This window comes from Pseudomonas fluorescens (genome assembly GCF_030344995.1).
GTDB classification, from domain to species: Bacteria; Pseudomonadota; Gammaproteobacteria; order Pseudomonadales; family Pseudomonadaceae; genus Aquipseudomonas; species Aquipseudomonas fluorescens_BF.
Genome location: NZ_CP128260.1, coordinates 2,228,878 through 2,244,408, shown reverse-complemented (window position 1 = coordinate 2,244,408; position 15,531 = coordinate 2,228,878). Strand labels below are relative to the sequence as shown.

The following is a 15,531-nucleotide window of genomic DNA, read 5'->3' as shown; positions in this document are numbered from 1 at the left end:
TGCGAATGCTTCCACCTGACCAACTCCTGAAACTGAACAACAGCATTGGTTTGCTGGTGGTCGCTGCGCTGAACCCTGATCAGCCCGACGTCGAAAAGCTGTTCAAGGAGTTTCGCCTCTGTCTCAATAACTATGACGCTTGGGCCGAAAAGTTCTGGACGGGCACCGCGCTGGATGTCGAGCAGGTGTTCCAGGTCGGCAATGACGTCCGGCTCAGTGCACCGGTTGGCAGCCGCAACCCCATCAGTTCCTCCGTGGCCATGTGCTCCGCCACCGGCTCCCTGACGCTGGTGCACATGTTCGAAGCCGCGCGGTTTGTGCCGATCGGCGATACGCCGGTGATCCTTGAACCGGTCATTTCCGATGTCGACGGTGTTCTGGGTTTCGGCGAACCGCGGCGTTACACCATCGGCCCCAGCGGCATTCTCAAGGTCGACGACTGCGATAGGGGCCAGCGTTATCGCATCACCTTCTTTCCCGATGTTTCCAGCGACCACGTTAAAGCCTTGTATGCCTCCTACCAGGGCTTGATCGATGGTCTGGAAAAATGGCTGCGTGCGGAATGGACCGAGCTCCACCCGCAATGGACCGAGTTTTCCAGTGCCGGCTTCCTGGAACGTTTCGGGCAGTTGCAACAGGCGGATTGGCGCGGCTACGAATCCGCGCTGAATGGCGTCTGGGATGACGTGAAGCAACTGTTCGCCCTGCTCGCCGATTGGCAGGCGAACAGCGAAAAGCTTCTGCAGTACCTGTCCAGCGCTGAACTGGATGCCTTGCTCGAGGCGTCCAGCGAGGCCATTGCCAATGGCCTGCTGATGCTCAGCGACGAACCATTGCTGTTCATTCATCTGGCGGCGTTCACCAGTTGGCTGAAGATGCTGCCGCCGCAATTTCTGGCCGAGGTGGTGGCAGAGGTTCGCGCTGAACTGCTGGTCAGTTTTCTGCTGATGTGCATGTCGGGTGGCATGGGTGTGCCGCTGCGGCTGAGCACCAAGGTACTGGGCAAGATCAAGTCGCCACGTGCGCGGGAATGGCTGGCGGCTTCGGCGTTGCGGCTGGCGGCGGTGACGTCGGCGCCTGACCTGACCCGACATGCGAGCGCTTTGAAACCGCTGATGGTCAATGCAGGTCCGGCCCCGTTGCGGCCGACACCGGCTATTCCGCTTGAAGTTCGCACGGCCGATGCGCAAGTGCTGACGGTGCCGAATCCAGCGGCCATTGCCCGTGACAAGTCCCACGGCATGACGCGAATGGAGCGGCATGAGCCTCGGGATGAGGCTTCGGATCAGGCGAAGAACCCCAATGGCGATAGTGCCGATTGCGCGCCGCTGACCTGCACCAACGGGTGTCCGGTGTCGATGGTCACCGGCGAAGAGTTGCTGACGCTGACTGACGGTGTGCTCGATGGGCTGTTGCCGCTCGAGTTCAGCCGCTTGTATCGCAGCAGTGCGGCCGAGATCGATGTTGGATTGGGGTTTGGCTGGAGCCACTCGCTGGCGCATCGGCTGGAGGTTGATGGCGCTGCGGTGGTCTGGGTTGACCATGAGAACCGGCGCACGCGGTTTCCCTTGCCGAATGTCGAGCGACCGGCGATTCACAACAGTTTGTCGCGGGCGGCGATCTTTCTCGGGGATGAGCCGGAGGAGTTGGTCGTTGCGCTGGCGGGGGAAGCAGCGCGGTTTTATCACTTTCGGGCTGGGCGTCTGACAGCGGTCAGCGATGCCTACGGCAACCGGTTGCGTATTACGCGGGATCGTCTGGATCGCGTTGAGCGCCTCGACAACGGCGCTGGTCGTTCCTTGTTGCTGCGCCATGAGCGGGCGCATCTGGTCGCGGTCGATTATCAGGTTTTTCGGGAGTCTGCCTGGCGCACCGAGCAGACGCTGGTCAGTTACCGCTTTGATGCCCGCCATCGATTGATCGAGGCGTCGAACGCCGTCGGCGAGACCGAGCGTTACGACTACGACGACCGGCACGTCATCCTGCAACGGCAACTGGCTGGCGGCGCGAGTTTCTTCTGGGAGTGGGAACGTGCCGGCAAGGCGGCGCGGTGCGTGCGGCACTGGGCGTCGTTTTCGCAGATGGACACGCGTTACGTCTGGGATGACGCCGGCTCTGTTCGGGTGCAGTACGTCGACGGTCGCGAAGAGGTTTATGTCCACGACGACACGGCGCGACTGGTGCGTCAGGTGTCGGCGGACGGTGGCGAACAGCTCAAAGCCTACGATTCGGCGGGCCGGCTGGTCGCCGAGCAGGACGCGCTGGGCGCGGTCACTGAATACCGCTACGACGGCGCCGGACGGCTGATCGCGCTGATTCCGCCGGACGATGCGCCGACGTCCTACGAGTACCGCAACGGTTTCCTGCACAGCCGTTCGCGTGGCGATGCGGTGTGGACGTACCGGCGTAATGCCCAAGGGGATATCACCGAGGCGGTCGATCCGGACGGCCACGTCACCCATTACCACTACGACGCGCAGGGGCGGCTGCGGTCGATCCGTTATCCGGATTCCGGTCGGCATGTGTTTGTCTGGAACGACCTCGGGCAGTTGGTCGAAGAAAGCCTGCCGGATGGCGGGGTTCGAAAGTTTTCCTACGATGCGTTGGGGCGGCGGACGACGGTTCAGGACGAGCACGGCGCCGTCACCCACCACGCCTGGGACGCCGTTGGCCGGCTGATCCAGACCACCTCGCCAAATGGCGCCACTCGAGCCTTCAGTTATAGCGCTTACGGCCAGATCACCGCCGAACGCGATGAACTGGGGCGCATCACCCGCTACGAATACGACGACGATCTGCATTTGGTCAGCCGGCGGATTAATCCGGATGGCACCCGGCTGCAATACCGCTACGACCATGCGCAACTGCTGCTGACGGAAATCGAGAACGAGTCCGGCGAAAAGTACCGGCTGGACTACACGCCGACCGGACTGATCCGACAGGAAACCGGCTTCGACGGTCGGCGCACGGCGTATGCCTACGACCGCAACGGCCACCTGCTGGAAAAGACCGAGTTCGGCGATGACGGCACCACACTAGTCACCACTTATGAGCGCGACAGCGCCGGACGTCTGCTGCTTAAAACCCTGCCGGACGAGACCGAGGTCAGCTACCGCTATGACCGCCTCGGTCGACTGGTCGGCGTGGATGACGGCCAGGATCACCCGCTGGCCTTCGAATACGACCTGCAGGACCGGCTGGTGCGCGAGCATCAGGGCTGGGGCACGCTGCGCTACACCTACGACGCCTGTGGCCAGCTCACCCGCATGCGCCTGCCGGACAACAGCAAGCTCGACTACCACTACGCCAAGGGCGGCGCACTCACCGCGATCGACCTCAACGGCGCCTTGCTCACCCGCCACGTCTACGAGAACGGTCGCGAACAGCAGCGCCAGCAAGGCCTGCTGCTCAGCGAATACGCCTACGACGAACAGGGCCGCTTACGCGCCCACGCTGTAGGCCATCAACGCAGTGCGCTCTATCGCCGCGACTTTGCCTACAGCGCCAACGGCAACCTCGAACACATCGCCGACACCCGCCACGGCCAGCGCAGCTACACGTACGACGCCCTCGACCGGCTGATCCGCGTGCGCCACACCCGCGACGACCTGCCGGAAAACTTCGCCCACGACCCGGCCGGCAACCTGCTGATGCAGGACCGCCCGGGCCCGACACAGATCAAAGGCAACCGCCTGTTGATGCAGGGCGACCGCCATTACGACTACGACGCCTTCGGCAACCTGATCCGCGAACGCCGCGGCCGCGCGCAACAACTGGTCACTGAATACCGCTACGACAGCCAGCACCGCCTGATCGGCCTCACCCGCCCCGACGGCACCACCGCCACCTACCAATACGACGCCTTCGGCCGGCGCATCCGCAAGACCGTCGACGGCCAGACCACCGAATTCTTCTGGCAAGGCGACCACCTGATCGCCGAAAGCAGCCAGGAACAGCACCGCAGCTTCATCTACGAACCCGGCACCTTCCGCCCGCTGGCCATGCTCGACGGCAAAGGCCCGAAACGCGCCTGCCCGTTCTACTACCAGCTCGACCACCTCGGCACCCCGCAGGAGTTGACCGATTACAGCGGCGAGATCGTCTGGTCAGCCAAATACAGCGCCTACGGCAAGGTCACCTCGCTGGAACTGGCGACCGAGGACTACCTGAACCAGCCGCTGCGCTTTCAGGGGCAGTACTTCGATGACGAAAGCGGGCTGCATTACAACCGACACCGGTATTACGACCCGGACGTGGGCCGGTACCTGACGCCGGATCCGGTGAAGCTGGCGGGTGGGTTGAATCAGTACCGGTACGTGCCAAATCCGACGGGGTGGGTGGATCCGTTGGGGTTGACGTCCAATTGTCCGCCCAAAAATGGAAAAGCGGTTGCGTGTTCAGATTTTGGTGAGGTTGAGCTTCCGGATGTTTCCAGACGCGGCGCTTTCAGACAGGCAAAAGCTGATGCAGGGATTCCGAAAGGTCAACAGCCAGACGTACAGTTTGACGAGATCAGTGGCAAACCAGGTCAGTTTATTTACATCAACATGACCGATATAAACGGTAAAAATATCTTGAACGACTCCGGCATACCCATTAGAACCAGACAGTACATGTACACTCGACAGGATGGTTTCAAGCTAATATTGCAAGATCACTCTGCTGGGCATAAATTCGGCGACGTTAGGAAAATTGGAGATCAAGGACCACACTTCAACATCCGTCCCGCAGCCAACCCAAGAACTGGAAAAGTAAAAAATACAGACGAGCACTATCCTTTTAGGAAATAACTATGAAGCTCTGGACCGATATAGCAGAAAGCACTTTTTTCAACATGATTTTCAGCTCCCCAATAGCCATTGGAGAAATAAAACTTTTCATCTTAAATATCGACAACAATTACTCGACAGTCACCTTAGGTTTCGACATACCTGAAATCCCGGACACTCCTCCGAAAAAATGGGAAACCATGGGATTTAACGCTTGCCGCATAGGTATAACATGCAGCGAAATAGAGGATTTAGCATTACACAATCTACCTACAAAAAAAAACCTGAGATTAACCATCAATAATACTGGTTCACGATTTAGAGTTTCGGCCATTTCTGACGACTCATCGATACACTTCACGACATCTTTTATAAGCCTTCGCGAACCTACGGTTTATCTGACCAGCATTCCATTTCATGAAACATGATGAAAAACCTGAAGACCTGACACTAGAACTTTCATCGCGATAGCTTTTACTTGTGAGATTTACGATTCTTTATCAAGAGACATGCTCACTTACTTTATCTTTTTTCAGACCAGAGCATCCAGGTCGATTATCCAAATCTCAAAAAACAGAACACGAAAATTTCTGCAGGAAAATTGATGCACGCACCCATTCACTCATCATCATCAAAATCCTCATACTCAAGCTCGTCCTCACCCTCCAAAAGCGGAACCGTCGCATCATCCATCAACGACCCCGGATCTTCATTCCCCGGATCATTGATAAACGGCAATCCGCTCGGGCCTTTTTCTTCCTTGCCTTCGGTTTCGGGAGTCATGGCGCACCTCGTCAATCGCGTTCGTATACGACGTTCGAAAAGTATGGTCGCCATTCGTTCCTGCGCATGACGCGCAGGCGCAAAAAACCCGGCATACAGCCGGGTTTTCTGTAGAACCCATCACTCAACGATGACGGTTCTTGTGTTTGTACTTGTGCTTGTGGCCACCACCGGAATGCGACTTGCCGCCATCGTCCCCCAGGTTGTTACCGACCGCACCACCCGCCGCGCCGCCCAGCCCTGCGCCGATGGTCGAACCGGTGGAGCCGCCGAGGCTGTTGCCGACCACGGATCCGCCTGCGGCGCCGAGGCCACCGCCAATGGCGGCTTCCGTGCGGTTGCGTTTATTCGCTCCGACGGCACTGCCGGCAGCACCGCCAACGCCAGCACCCACCGCAGCACCAGTGCTGCCACCGAGTTGGCCGCCGACCACATTGCCCAACGCGCCACCCAATCCGCCACCTACGGCGGCCGTGCCATCACCGGCGGCCATAGCGCCTTGGGTCATGAACAATCCCAAAACCAATGCGGATAATGTCAATCGCATACAGACCTCACAGGTCCCGGATCGGGACGGTATGCCCGCGCAGGGGGCTATGTGGTATTGGAGGCGTATCCGGGAAAAACGTTCAGCAACGAAAAGGCCCGGCATAAAGCCGGGCCTCTTCAGTCAAGCGTTGGCAATCAGTGACGCTTGTGACCCTTGGACAGATTGCTGCCCACCGCGCCACCGGCTGCGCCGCCCAGACCAGCACCGATAGTGGCGCCAGTCTTGCCACCCAGGCTGTTACCGATGACCGAACCACCTGCCGCACCGACGCCGCCGCCGATGGCTGCCTTGGTACGAGCACCTTTCTTCGCTGCCAACGCACCGCCAGCCGCGCCGGCCAGGCCGGCGCCGATGGCCGCGCCGCTGCTACCGCCCATTTTCTGGCCAACCACGTTACCCAGCGCACCGCCCAGACCGCCACCCAGTGCGGCGGTACCGTCACCAGCCATTGCACCTTGAGCAACCAGAAGCCCCAGAACCAGAGCAGGCAGAGTTAAACGCATGACGAAAAACCTCAACAGAAGGAATAAAAAAGGGCGCAGATTGAATGCTGTTGCCGCGGCAATGTCCAGCGTTGCAGCGCACTTGGCGCCGATTGGACAGCGAATACGGAAAAGGTTTTATGGCGGGCAAAAAAAAGCCCGCTGGGGAGACGGGCTGGAGACTTGCTTTCTAACGGATGGCTTCACCCTACTAACGCAGGTGTGAAAAGTTTGTGAAAGAAACCAGACAAATCTGCAATTTCTGTAGGGCGTTTCTCAAAAAATAGAAACAAAAAACCCCGCTCAATGGCGGGGCTGTGTGGCATCCGGATTACTTCCTGGAACGTGTCGTCACCTTGGGCAGAAATTTTGCTTTAGGTCCCTTGGGTGCCGTGGACTTGATCTTGCCGGTCTGCACCGGATCCTCGCCAAACCCGGCCTGATACTCCGTCTGGCCGCAGCGCACGCAATTGTTGAATGGAAATTCCGCCCCGTCGTCTTCGATGTACGGATCAGTCATCTCTTCACCCCTTTTCAAATGCGGGCCGACACCGGCAAACCCTTTTGCCTGAAAAAATATCGACCTCCAAGGCTTTTGAGACTAGCCGGTCATTCCTGGACTTGTGATTCAGATCACCCGGAGCCCGACGAATGGCCTACGGAAATTAAACACAATGACGAACCGTTGGTCCCGCGTCGCTAAAGATTCCCGGCGACCGGCCGCTGCCCTTTTTCCTGCGCAATGAATCTCAAGGAGAGAACATGGAAATCAAAGGATTCCCACAGATGCCTGTTGTAAAGCTCACGGACGAGCAGATCGCCGCCGGCAAAGCCGGGGCGGAGAAACTCAAGGAAAAGATCGCTTCGGGTGAAATCGTCATCAAGCAGCCGACCGGACCGAGTCCGTTGCAGCCTGGCGTTATCTACCACCCGGACCCGGTTCAGCCAGTTCAACCAGGCGATACCCCGCCTCTCGTCGCTATCGATACGCCGCTGACCTACGACTCGAAAGGCACTGTCCTGCTCAAACCACAGGGCTGATTCTCAGCAAAGAGCCCATTCCGTTGCATGGGCTCACAAGCCTCAACGCAACTTGACCGCCGTACCGGTCGCAAACACCACAACCATGCCACCCTTCCCTGCCGGCATGCTGATCTCGAAATCCACCCCGACCACCGCATCCGCCTGCAAGGCCCGCGCGCGCTCCTTGATCTCGTCAGTCGCCTGAACACGCGCCTCCTTCAACGCCCGCTCCAACGTCTGCGAACGCCCACCGAAAAAATCCCGCATGCCCGCGAACATATCGCGGATCACGTTCACGCCCTGCACCGACTCGGCACTGACGATGTCCAGGTACGCCGTAATCTGCCGGCCTTCGATGGAATGGGTGGTGGAAATGATCATGGAGGTCGTCCTTTTACATGCCGGATAAAACCGCGATTGTAATGCCCCGGCAAAAGGAAGCCGAATCCGTCTCTGTGACCAAAAAATACCGGCGCCAGAATGCACAAAACCCCTGGCTTCTTTCGAAACCAGGGGTTTTGTTTACATCGAATTTGGCGGTGAAGGAGAGATTCGAACTCTCGATACAGTTTCCTGTATACACACTTTCCAGGCGTGCTCCTTAAGCCACTCGGACACTTCACCGTATCTCTTCAAACATGTTCTGTCTGTCGAGGCGCGCTAATGTAGTCGAAAGCTTTTCTGATGGCAAACTTTTTTTCAGAATTTTCATGCGGTTAAGAGAAAAAGTTGCTTCCACCGTCTATAGGCCATGACGATCCGGCCAATCTTGGGTGGGCGCGGCCCTTCTATATAGGCTTGGAGCCGTCAGGCGCGGGGCGCGTTGCAGTGCATCGGGCTGTAAACGGTGACCGGCGGGTCAGTCACAGTGCTTTACCTGATCGGCGACCGTGGGTAACGTCTGCCCATCTTTCTTATAAGGAATTGCGCCATGAGCGACCTGATTGCCTACCACCTCGAAGACGGTATCGCGACCCTGACCCTGAGCAACGGCAAGGTCAACGCCATTTCCCCGGACGTCATCGCAGCCTTCAACGCGGCGCTGGATCAGGCGGTGGCGGATCGTGCCATTGTGATCATCACCGGCCAGCCGGGCATTCTCTCTGGCGGCTATGACCTGAAAGTGATGACTGCCGGCCCTAAAGAAGCCGTGTCCCTGGTGACCGCCGGTTCGACCCTGGCCCGTCGCCTGCTGTCGCACCCCTTCCCGGTGATCGTTGCTTGCCCGGGTCATGCCGTGGCCAAAGGCGCGTTCATTCTGTTGTCTGCCGACTACCGCATCGGTGTCGACGGCCCGTTCAGCATTGGTCTGAACGAAGTGCAGATCGGCATGACCATGCATCACGCCGGCATTGAGCTGGCTCGTGATCGTCTGCGTCGCTCGGCCTTCCATCGCTCGGTGATCAACGGCGAGATGTTCGATCCGCAAAGCGCAGTGGATGCCGGCTTCCTCGACAAAGTGGTCGCGGCCGAAGAGCTGCAAGGCGCCGCCCTTGCCGTCGCGCGTCAGCTGAAGAAGATCAACATGACCGCGCACAAGAACACCAAGTTGAAAGTGCGCAAGGCGCTGCTGGAAACCCTGGACAACGCGATCATCCAGGATCAAGAGCATCTGGGCTGATACCCGGCTCGCCCCGATTCAGAAAAGCCCGACCGTCGTGTCGGGCTTTTTCTTACGCGACTTGTTGAAAACGCTGCGGCAGCTCTAGGACGCCTCTGACCAACAAGTCGGAAACATGCGCTTAAACATCGCCCATCTCCGGACTCTATAGCGGCAATTGCCGAAAACAGTGCACATCCGTACACTGCGCCACCTTTTGTCCCGATGGGCCTGAAAATGCTGTTTGTGTTTCGTATGTTATTGATGGGCCTGCACTTTATTCTGGCGGGGATCCTCGGAGTAATCCTCGGGCTGTGCCGCCCGTTCAATCCGGACAACAGTCGCCTGTGCGCCCGTCTCTATGCTCTGCCGGCCATGTGCATTTTGCGTCTGCGAGTGAAAGCCGATGTAGGCCCGTTGATGAACAAGCCCGACAGCTGCGTAATCATCGCCAACCATCAGTCCAACTATGACCTGTTCGTGTTCGGCAACGTGGTGCCGCGCCGGACGGTGTGCATCGGTAAAAAGAGCCTGAAGTGGGTGCCGCTGTTCGGGCAGCTGTTCTGGCTGGCGGGCAATGTGTTGATTGATCGTGGGAACGCGCACAAGGCGCGCCAATCGATGCTGACCACCACCGACACCTTGCAGCACAAAGACACCTCGATCTGGGTGTTCCCGGAAGGCACTCGCAACCTGGGTGAAGAATTGCTGCCGTTCAAGAAAGGCGCGTTCCAGATGGCCATTGCCGCTGGAGTGCCGATCGTCCCGGTATGTGTCAGCAGTTACATCAAGCACATGCGTCTGAACCGCTGGCACAGCGGGAAAATTCTCATACGCTCGCTGCCGGCAATTCCTACCGCCGGTCTGACCATGGACGACATGCCCATGCTCATCAACCAGTGTCGCGAGCAGATGCGTGAATGCATCGATGCGATGGATCGGCAACTGCAAGCCGCGTGAAAAAGAAGCCCGCCCTGTGCGGGTTTTCTTTTGCCCGGTGAACTGTGCAGATTTCACTGACTCTCAAGCAACGACACGGCTAAGCTGAAGCCATGCCTCCCCTGCCATCTGCCAAGAAGAAGTGAACCACCACCATGGGTCGAGTTGTTGCTGCTGCGGTTTACAGCGCCGGTAAGAAAGTCACCAATATTTCCCTCGACGAAGGCGCGGCCTGGGCCGCCAAGACTGGCCACTTCGTCTGGATCGGCCTCGAAGAGCCGAATGCCCAGGAACTGTCCAACCTGCAACGCCAGTTCAACCTGCACGAACTGGCCATCGAAGACGCCCTGGAAAAACACAGCCGGCCGAAGCTGGAAACCTTCGGCGACGCGCTGTTCATCGTCACCTACTCGCCGGTGCGCGAACACGGCATTCTGCAATTCATCGAAACCCATATCTTTGCCGGCAAGGGCTACATCATCACCGCCCGCAACGGTCACTCGGCGTCCTACGCCCATGTCCGTCAACGCTGTGAGGCGCGACCGCTGTTGCTGGAACACGGGGAAGATTTCGTACTGTATGCGCTGCTGGATTTCGTGATCGAAAACTATCAGCCGGTGGGCGAAGCGATCCACGCCGAGATCGATGAACTGGAACGCAACGTGTTGTGCAGCGCACTGAATGAGTACGACATCCAGAAGCTGCACGGCCTGCGTCGCGATGTCCTGCGCCTGCGCCGCTACGCCGCGCCGATGGTGGAAATCGGCGAGGAACTGCAGAAGCTGAGCTTCCCTTTCATCGACAAGAACATGCGCCCGTACTTTCGCGACGTGCAGATCCACGTGAACCGGCAGATGGAAGATCTGACCACCTTGGCCGACATCGCGAGCCAGACCATCGAAATCGGCGTGTTGCTGGAGGCGTCACGGCAGAGCGTGGTGCAACGCAAATTCGCGGCCTGGGCGGCGATTCTGGCGTTCCCGACGGCGGTGGCGGGGATATACGGGATGAACTTCCAGAACATGCCGGAGCTGAGCTGGCATTACGGCTATTTCGGCGTGCTGGGATTTATCACGGTCGGCTGCGTGAGCCTGTGGGCGAGCTTCAAGAAATCGGGCTGGCTGTAAGTTAAAAAAAAGCCCCCGTGCAAGGCACGAGGGCGTTCGGGTTCAAGCAGCGGTCGGCTTGTGCGCCACAAAACGCATCATCCATTCCGCAACTGTGGTGCCGTGGTGCTGATGCTCCAGACTGGCCACGCCCTTGCTGTACACCTGCTCGCCCAGCGCTTCCTGACGCAGATCCAGCAGCGCCCTCGAGTAATCGTGAATGAATTCCGGATGCCCCTGGAAGCACAGCACCTGATCGTTGATGTGGTACGCGGCGAACGGGCAGAAATCGCTGGAAGCAATCACCGTCGCGTTCTCCGGCAGCGCCGTCACCTGATCCTGGTGGCTGATCAACAGCGTCAGCTCCTCGCGCACCGGGCTCATCCATGGTGCCTTGGCCGCCAGTTTGTAGTTGTGGATGCCGACACCCCAGCCTTGCGTAGCGCGCTCGCTCTTGCCGCCCAGCAGCAGTGCCAGCAACTGATGGCCGAAGCACACGCCGAGCAGTTTGTCGCCACGCTCGTAGCGGGTCAGCAGGTATTGCTTGAGGGTCTGGATCCACGGGTCAGTGCCGAACGAGTCGGCCTTGCTGCCGGTGACCAGGTAAGCATCAAAGGTCAGGTCATCACTCGGATAATCGCCCTGCATCACGTTGTACACCGTGAACTCGGCGGCGATCGGCTGTTGCGAGAACAGGCGCTGGAACATCTGCCCGTAACCCTGATATTGATCGACCAGTTCCGGACGCAGGATGTCGGTTTCCAGAATGCAGATGCGTAGCGACATAAAAAATACCTGACACGTGATGGGAATAATGCACACCCCAGAGCCTGCCTTGAAACCACCCGGCAAGGCAAGCCCCGAAATGCGTCCCCAGCCCGTTAGAACAACTCGCCTTTCGCAGCCTTCTCCAGCAGCAGCGCTGGCGGTGCAAAACGCTCGCCGTACTGTTCCGCCAGGTATTGCGCCCGCGCAACAAAGTCCTTCACGCCATATTGATTGATGAACTGCAACGCGCCACCCGTCCATGCCGCAAAACCGATGCCGAAGATCGAGCCGACGTTGGCGTCCGCCGTCGAGGCCAGCACGCCCTCCTCCACGCAACGCACGGTTTCGATGGCCTGCACGAACAGCAACCGATCACGCACATCCTTCGGTGAAATCTGCCCGTCGGCTTTCTCGAAACGGGTTTTCAGCTCGGGCCACAAGTGTTTCTGACCACCCGCCGGGTACTCATAAAAACCGCCTCCCGCTGCCTTGCCCGGCCGCTTGTATTCGTTGAGCAGCAAGTCAATCACGGCGAACGCCGGGTGCTCAATCAGCGGTTTCCCTTCTGCTTGAAGGTCTTTGGCCGTTTGCTGACGGATATGGCTCATCAGGCTGAGGGAAACTTCGTCGGAGATCGCCAGCGGTCCGACAGGCATGCCGGCCTTGCGGGCTTCGGTCTCGATCATCGGCGCACTGACGCCCTCACCCAGCATGGCAATGCCTTCATTAGTGAAGGTGCCGAACACCCGCGACGTGAAGAAGCCGCGACTGTCGTTGACCACAATCGGGGTTTTCTTGATTTGCAGTACGAAATCGAACCCGCGTGCGAGGGTTTCTTCGCTGGTTTGCGCGCCTTTGATGATTTCCACCAACGGCATTTTTTCCACCGGGCTGAAGAAGTGCAGGCCGATGAATTTGCTTTGATCCGGTACTGCAGTGGCCAAACCAGTGATTGGCAAGGTCGACGTGTTGGAAGCAATCACCGCGTCAGCCCCGACCACCTGTTGCGCTGCTGCCGAGACCTTGGCCTTGAGTTGACGATCCTCGAACACCGCCTCGATGATCAGATCGCAACCCGCCAGATCGGAGTCGCTTTCGGTCGGATGAATCCGCGCCAGAACCGTTTCACGCTGCTGCGCAGTCATCTGCCCGCGAGCAACTTTCTTGTCCAGCAACGCCGCCGAATGCGCCTTGCCCTTTTCCGCAGCCGCGAGGTTGATGTCCTTGAGCACTACGTCAATCCCTGCCGATGCGCTGACATAGGCGATCCCGGCGCCCATCATGCCCGCGCCGAGCACGCCCACACGCTTGGTCACATAAGGTGCAAAACCCTGCGGACGCGAACCGCCGGCATTGATTTCATTGAGCTGGAACCAGAACGTACCGATCAGGTTTTTCGAGATCTGGCCGGTGGTCAGTTCGGTGAAATAACGGGTCTCTATCAGGTGCGCTGTGTCGAAATCCACCTGTGCGCCTTCCACCGCAGCACAGAGAATCTTCTCCGGCGCCGGCAACGTGCCCTGGGTTTTGCTGCGCAGGATCGACGGCGCAATCGCCAGCATCTGCGCGACTTTCGGGTTCGACGGCGTGCCGCCGGGAATCTGATAGCCCTTCACATCCCAACGCTGCACAGCCGCAGGGTTGGCCAGAATCCACGCACGGGCCTTGGTCAGAAGCTCATCGCGATCCGCCGCCAGCTCATCGATCAATCCGGCCTGCAATGCCTGTTGCGGACGGACTTTCTTGCCTTCGAGCAGATACGGTAAAGCCTTTTCGATGCCAAGCATGCGCACCATCCGCACCACGCCACCGCCACCCGGCAACAGGCCGAGGGTCACTTCCGGCAGGCCGAGCTGCACCGACGCATCGTCCAGCGCCACGCGGTGGTGGCAGGCCAGGCAGATTTCCCAGCCACCGCCGAGCGCCGCGCCGTTGATCGCCGCGACCACCGGTTTGCCGAGGGTTTCCAGGGTGCGCAACTGGCCCTTTAGGGTCAGCACCATGTCATAGAAAGCCTTGGCTTCTGGCTTGCCGACCTTGATCAGTTCATTCAGGTCGCCGCCGGCGAAGAAGGTCTTTTTGGCCGAAGTGATGATTACCCCGGCGATGTCATCTTTTTCCGCCTGCAGTCGAGCGACGCTGTCGGCCATGGCCTCGCGGTACACCGCGTTCATGGTGTTGGCGCTCTGGCCCGGCATGTCGATGGTCAGGAGAACGATGCCGTCCTGGCCTTTTTCGTAACGAATGGCTTGGGTCATGACAGGATTCCTTGGGGTCAGAGGCGTTCGATGATGGTGGCGATGCCCATACCGCCGCCGACGCACAACGTCGCGAGGCCGTAGCGCAGGCGCCGGGCTTCCAGTTCATCGAGCAAGGTGCCGAGGATCGCGCAGCCGGTGGCGCCCAGCGGATGGCCCATGGCGATCGAGCCGCCATTGACGTTGACCTTGTCCGGGTCGACGGCCATGTCCTTGATGAACTTCAGCACCACCGAGGCGAACGCCTCGTTGACCTCGAACAGGTCGATGTCCTCCACCCGCAGCCCGGCCTTGGCCAGCGCTTTGCGAGTGGCCGGCGCCGGGCCGGTGAGCATGATGGTCGGGTCGGTGCTGGTGACCGCCGTGGCGACAATCCGTGCCCGGGGTTGCAGGCCCAACGCGCGCCCCTTCGCTTCGGAGCCGATCAGCATCAGCGCCGCGCCGTCGACGATCCCCGAACTGTTGCCCGGCGTGTGCACATGGTTGATCCGCTCGACATGGCTGTAGACCCGCAATGCCGTGGCGTCGAAACCCATCTGGCCGATCATTTCGAAACTCGGCTTGAGCTTGCCCAGCCCTTCGAGGGTCGACTCGGCGCGAATGAATTCATCGTGATCGAGCAGGATGATGCCGTTCTGATCCTGCACCGGCACCAGCGACTTGTTGAACGAACCGTCAGCCCGGGCACGGGCGGCTTTCTGCTGCGAGTGCAGCGCGTAGGCATCGACGTCCTGCCGGCTGAAACCTTCAAGGGTGGCGATCAGGTCGGCGCCGACACCTTGTGGTGTGAAATGGCTGTGCAGGTTGGTCTGCGGATCCAGCGCCCAAGCGCCACCGTCGCTACCCATCGGCACGCGGGACATGGATTCGACGCCACCCACCACCACCAGGTCTTCGAACCCGGAACGCACTTTCATCGCCCCGAGGTTCACCGCTTCCAGCCCCGAGGCGCAGAAGCGGTTGATCTGCACGCCCGCAACACTGACGTCCCAATCGGCCACCTGCACGGCGGTCTTGGCAATGTCCGAGCCTTGATCGCCAATCGGCGTGACACAACCGAGCACCACGTCATCGACCTGGCTGGTGTCCAGCTCCGTGCGCGTCTGCAACGCGCTCAGCAGCCCGGCCACCAGGTTCACGGGTTTGACGCTGTGCAGCGAACCGTCGGCCTTGCCCTTGCCACGGGGCGTGCGTAACGCGTCGAAAATCAAAGCTTGGGTCATGACGTCCTCGAACCTGTGCGGTGAGTGAAA

The 15,531-nt window shown here is 59.3% G+C and carries 14 protein-coding genes and 1 tRNA gene; 6 read left to right on the top strand and 9 right to left on the bottom strand.

Annotated elements, in window-relative coordinates; translation table 11 throughout:
* The first annotated feature begins 5 nt into the window (after window positions 1-5).
* A complete protein-coding gene (locus QR290_RS28660) occupies window positions 6-4,790 on the top strand; it encodes an RHS repeat-associated core domain-containing protein (protein WP_353739148.1) in 4,785 nt (1,594 codons plus the stop codon).
* A gap of 2 nt (window positions 4,791-4,792) precedes the next feature.
* Window positions 4,793-5,197 (top strand): Imm50 family immunity protein, encoded by a 405-nt coding sequence (locus QR290_RS10280; RefSeq protein WP_289204826.1) that lies wholly within the window; start codon window positions 4,793-4,795, stop codon window positions 5,195-5,197.
* Between the two features lie 190 nt (window positions 5,198-5,387).
* Here the strand turns inward: QR290_RS10280 and QR290_RS10275 are convergent, their stop codons facing one another.
* The 4 genes from QR290_RS10275 to QR290_RS10260 all read right to left on the bottom strand — a co-directional run bounded on the left by QR290_RS10275 (window position 5,388) and on the right by QR290_RS10260 (window position 7,104).
* The gene (locus tag QR290_RS10275; protein ID WP_165369547.1) at window positions 5,388-5,552 is read right to left on the bottom strand and encodes a hypothetical protein; all 165 of its coding nucleotides are present in this window, start codon (window positions 5,550-5,552) and stop codon (window positions 5,388-5,390) included.
* A gap of 124 nt (window positions 5,553-5,676) precedes the next feature.
* A complete protein-coding gene (locus QR290_RS10270; RefSeq protein WP_289204825.1) occupies window positions 5,677-6,099 on the bottom strand; it encodes a glycine zipper domain-containing protein in 423 nt (140 codons plus the stop codon).
* Window positions 6,100-6,236: 137 nt separating this feature from the next.
* The gene (locus QR290_RS10265) at window positions 6,237-6,605 is read right to left on the bottom strand and encodes a glycine zipper domain-containing protein (RefSeq protein WP_115077119.1); all 369 of its coding nucleotides are present in this window, start codon (window positions 6,603-6,605) and stop codon (window positions 6,237-6,239) included.
* Between the two features lie 310 nt (window positions 6,606-6,915).
* Entirely contained in the window at window positions 6,916-7,104 is a 189-nt protein-coding gene (locus QR290_RS10260) for a hypothetical protein (protein WP_085701198.1), read from the bottom strand.
* Between the two features lie 242 nt (window positions 7,105-7,346).
* Here QR290_RS10260 and QR290_RS10255 point away from each other — a divergent pair, with 242 nt between their 5' ends.
* Entirely contained in the window at window positions 7,347-7,625 is a 279-nt protein-coding gene (locus QR290_RS10255; RefSeq protein WP_115077118.1) for a hypothetical protein, read from the top strand.
* A 42-nt stretch (window positions 7,626-7,667) separates the two neighbouring features.
* Here QR290_RS10255 and QR290_RS10250 read toward each other — a convergent pair whose 3' ends face one another.
* Together QR290_RS10250 and QR290_RS10245 are read right to left on the bottom strand one after the other, a co-directional pair.
* Entirely contained in the window at window positions 7,668-7,988 is a 321-nt protein-coding gene (locus QR290_RS10250; RefSeq protein ID WP_007959944.1) for a YbjQ family protein, read from the bottom strand.
* A 153-nt stretch (window positions 7,989-8,141) separates the two neighbouring features.
* Window positions 8,142-8,231, bottom strand: a tRNA-Ser gene (locus tag QR290_RS10245).
* A 307-nt stretch (window positions 8,232-8,538) separates the two neighbouring features.
* Between QR290_RS10245 and QR290_RS10240 the strand changes: the two genes are divergently transcribed.
* The 3 genes from QR290_RS10240 (at window position 8,539) to QR290_RS10230 (ending at window position 11,273) form a co-directional block, all read left to right on the top strand.
* On the top strand, window positions 8,539-9,228 hold the full coding sequence (locus QR290_RS10240) for a crotonase/enoyl-CoA hydratase family protein (RefSeq protein ID WP_115077117.1): 690 nt from the start codon (window positions 8,539-8,541) through the stop codon (window positions 9,226-9,228).
* 216 nt (window positions 9,229-9,444) lie between these two features.
* Window positions 9,445-10,167 carry a 1-acylglycerol-3-phosphate O-acyltransferase gene (locus tag QR290_RS10235; RefSeq protein ID WP_045121916.1) on the top strand — a complete coding sequence of 241 codons (723 nt, stop codon included), beginning with the start codon at window positions 9,445-9,447 and terminating at the stop codon, window positions 10,165-10,167.
* 134 nt (window positions 10,168-10,301) lie between these two features.
* The gene (locus tag QR290_RS10230) at window positions 10,302-11,273 is read left to right on the top strand and encodes a magnesium and cobalt transport protein CorA (RefSeq protein ID WP_007959954.1); all 972 of its coding nucleotides are present in this window, start codon (window positions 10,302-10,304) and stop codon (window positions 11,271-11,273) included.
* Between the two features lie 42 nt (window positions 11,274-11,315).
* Here QR290_RS10230 and QR290_RS10225 read toward each other — a convergent pair whose 3' ends face one another.
* The 3 genes from QR290_RS10225 to QR290_RS10215 all read right to left on the bottom strand — a co-directional run bounded on the left by QR290_RS10225 (window position 11,316) and on the right by QR290_RS10215 (window position 15,501).
* Window positions 11,316-12,038, bottom strand: a complete 723-nt coding sequence (locus tag QR290_RS10225) for an amidotransferase (RefSeq protein WP_011333222.1) — start codon at window positions 12,036-12,038, stop codon at window positions 11,316-11,318.
* A gap of 95 nt (window positions 12,039-12,133) precedes the next feature.
* Window positions 12,134-14,278 carry a 3-hydroxyacyl-CoA dehydrogenase NAD-binding domain-containing protein gene (locus QR290_RS10220; RefSeq protein ID WP_289204824.1) on the bottom strand — a complete coding sequence of 715 codons (2,145 nt, stop codon included), beginning with the start codon at window positions 14,276-14,278 and terminating at the stop codon, window positions 12,134-12,136.
* A 17-nt stretch (window positions 14,279-14,295) separates the two neighbouring features.
* Window positions 14,296-15,501 (bottom strand): acetyl-CoA C-acetyltransferase, encoded by a 1,206-nt coding sequence (locus QR290_RS10215; RefSeq protein ID WP_115077115.1) that lies wholly within the window; start codon window positions 15,499-15,501, stop codon window positions 14,296-14,298.
* Between the last annotated feature and the right edge of the window lie 30 nt (window positions 15,502-15,531).

Bases quoted from the DNA above. Each gene is read 5' to 3' on its own strand.
- QR290_RS10220 (WP_289204824.1), bottom strand. From the start codon at position 14,278: ATGACCCAAGCCATTCGTTACGAAAAAGGCCAGGACGGCATCGTTCTC.
- QR290_RS10240 (WP_115077117.1), top strand. From the start codon at position 8,539: ATGAGCGACCTGATTGCCTACCACCTCGAAGACGGTATCGCGACCCTG.
- QR290_RS10230 (WP_007959954.1), top strand. From the start codon at position 10,302: ATGGGTCGAGTTGTTGCTGCTGCGGTTTACAGCGCCGGTAAGAAAGTC.
- QR290_RS10280 (WP_289204826.1), top strand. From the start codon at position 4,793: ATGAAGCTCTGGACCGATATAGCAGAAAGCACTTTTTTCAACATGATT.
- QR290_RS10250 (WP_007959944.1), bottom strand. From the start codon at position 7,988: ATGATCATTTCCACCACCCATTCCATCGAAGGCCGGCAGATTACGGCG.
- QR290_RS10270 (WP_289204825.1), bottom strand. From the start codon at position 6,099: ATGCGATTGACATTATCCGCATTGGTTTTGGGATTGTTCATGACCCAA.
- QR290_RS10265 (WP_115077119.1), bottom strand. From the start codon at position 6,605: ATGCGTTTAACTCTGCCTGCTCTGGTTCTGGGGCTTCTGGTTGCTCAA.
- QR290_RS10235 (WP_045121916.1), top strand. From the start codon at position 9,445: ATGCTGTTTGTGTTTCGTATGTTATTGATGGGCCTGCACTTTATTCTG.
- QR290_RS10275 (WP_165369547.1), bottom strand. From the start codon at position 5,552: ATGACTCCCGAAACCGAAGGCAAGGAAGAAAAAGGCCCGAGCGGATTG.
- QR290_RS10215 (WP_115077115.1), bottom strand. From the start codon at position 15,501: ATGACCCAAGCTTTGATTTTCGACGCGTTACGCACGCCCCGTGGCAAG.
- QR290_RS10225 (WP_011333222.1), bottom strand. From the start codon at position 12,038: ATGTCGCTACGCATCTGCATTCTGGAAACCGACATCCTGCGTCCGGAA.
- QR290_RS10260 (WP_085701198.1), bottom strand. From the start codon at position 7,104: ATGACTGATCCGTACATCGAAGACGACGGGGCGGAATTTCCATTCAAC.
- QR290_RS28660 (WP_353739148.1), top strand. From the start codon at position 6: ATGCTTCCACCTGACCAACTCCTGAAACTGAACAACAGCATTGGTTTG.
- QR290_RS10255 (WP_115077118.1), top strand. From the start codon at position 7,347: ATGGAAATCAAAGGATTCCCACAGATGCCTGTTGTAAAGCTCACGGAC.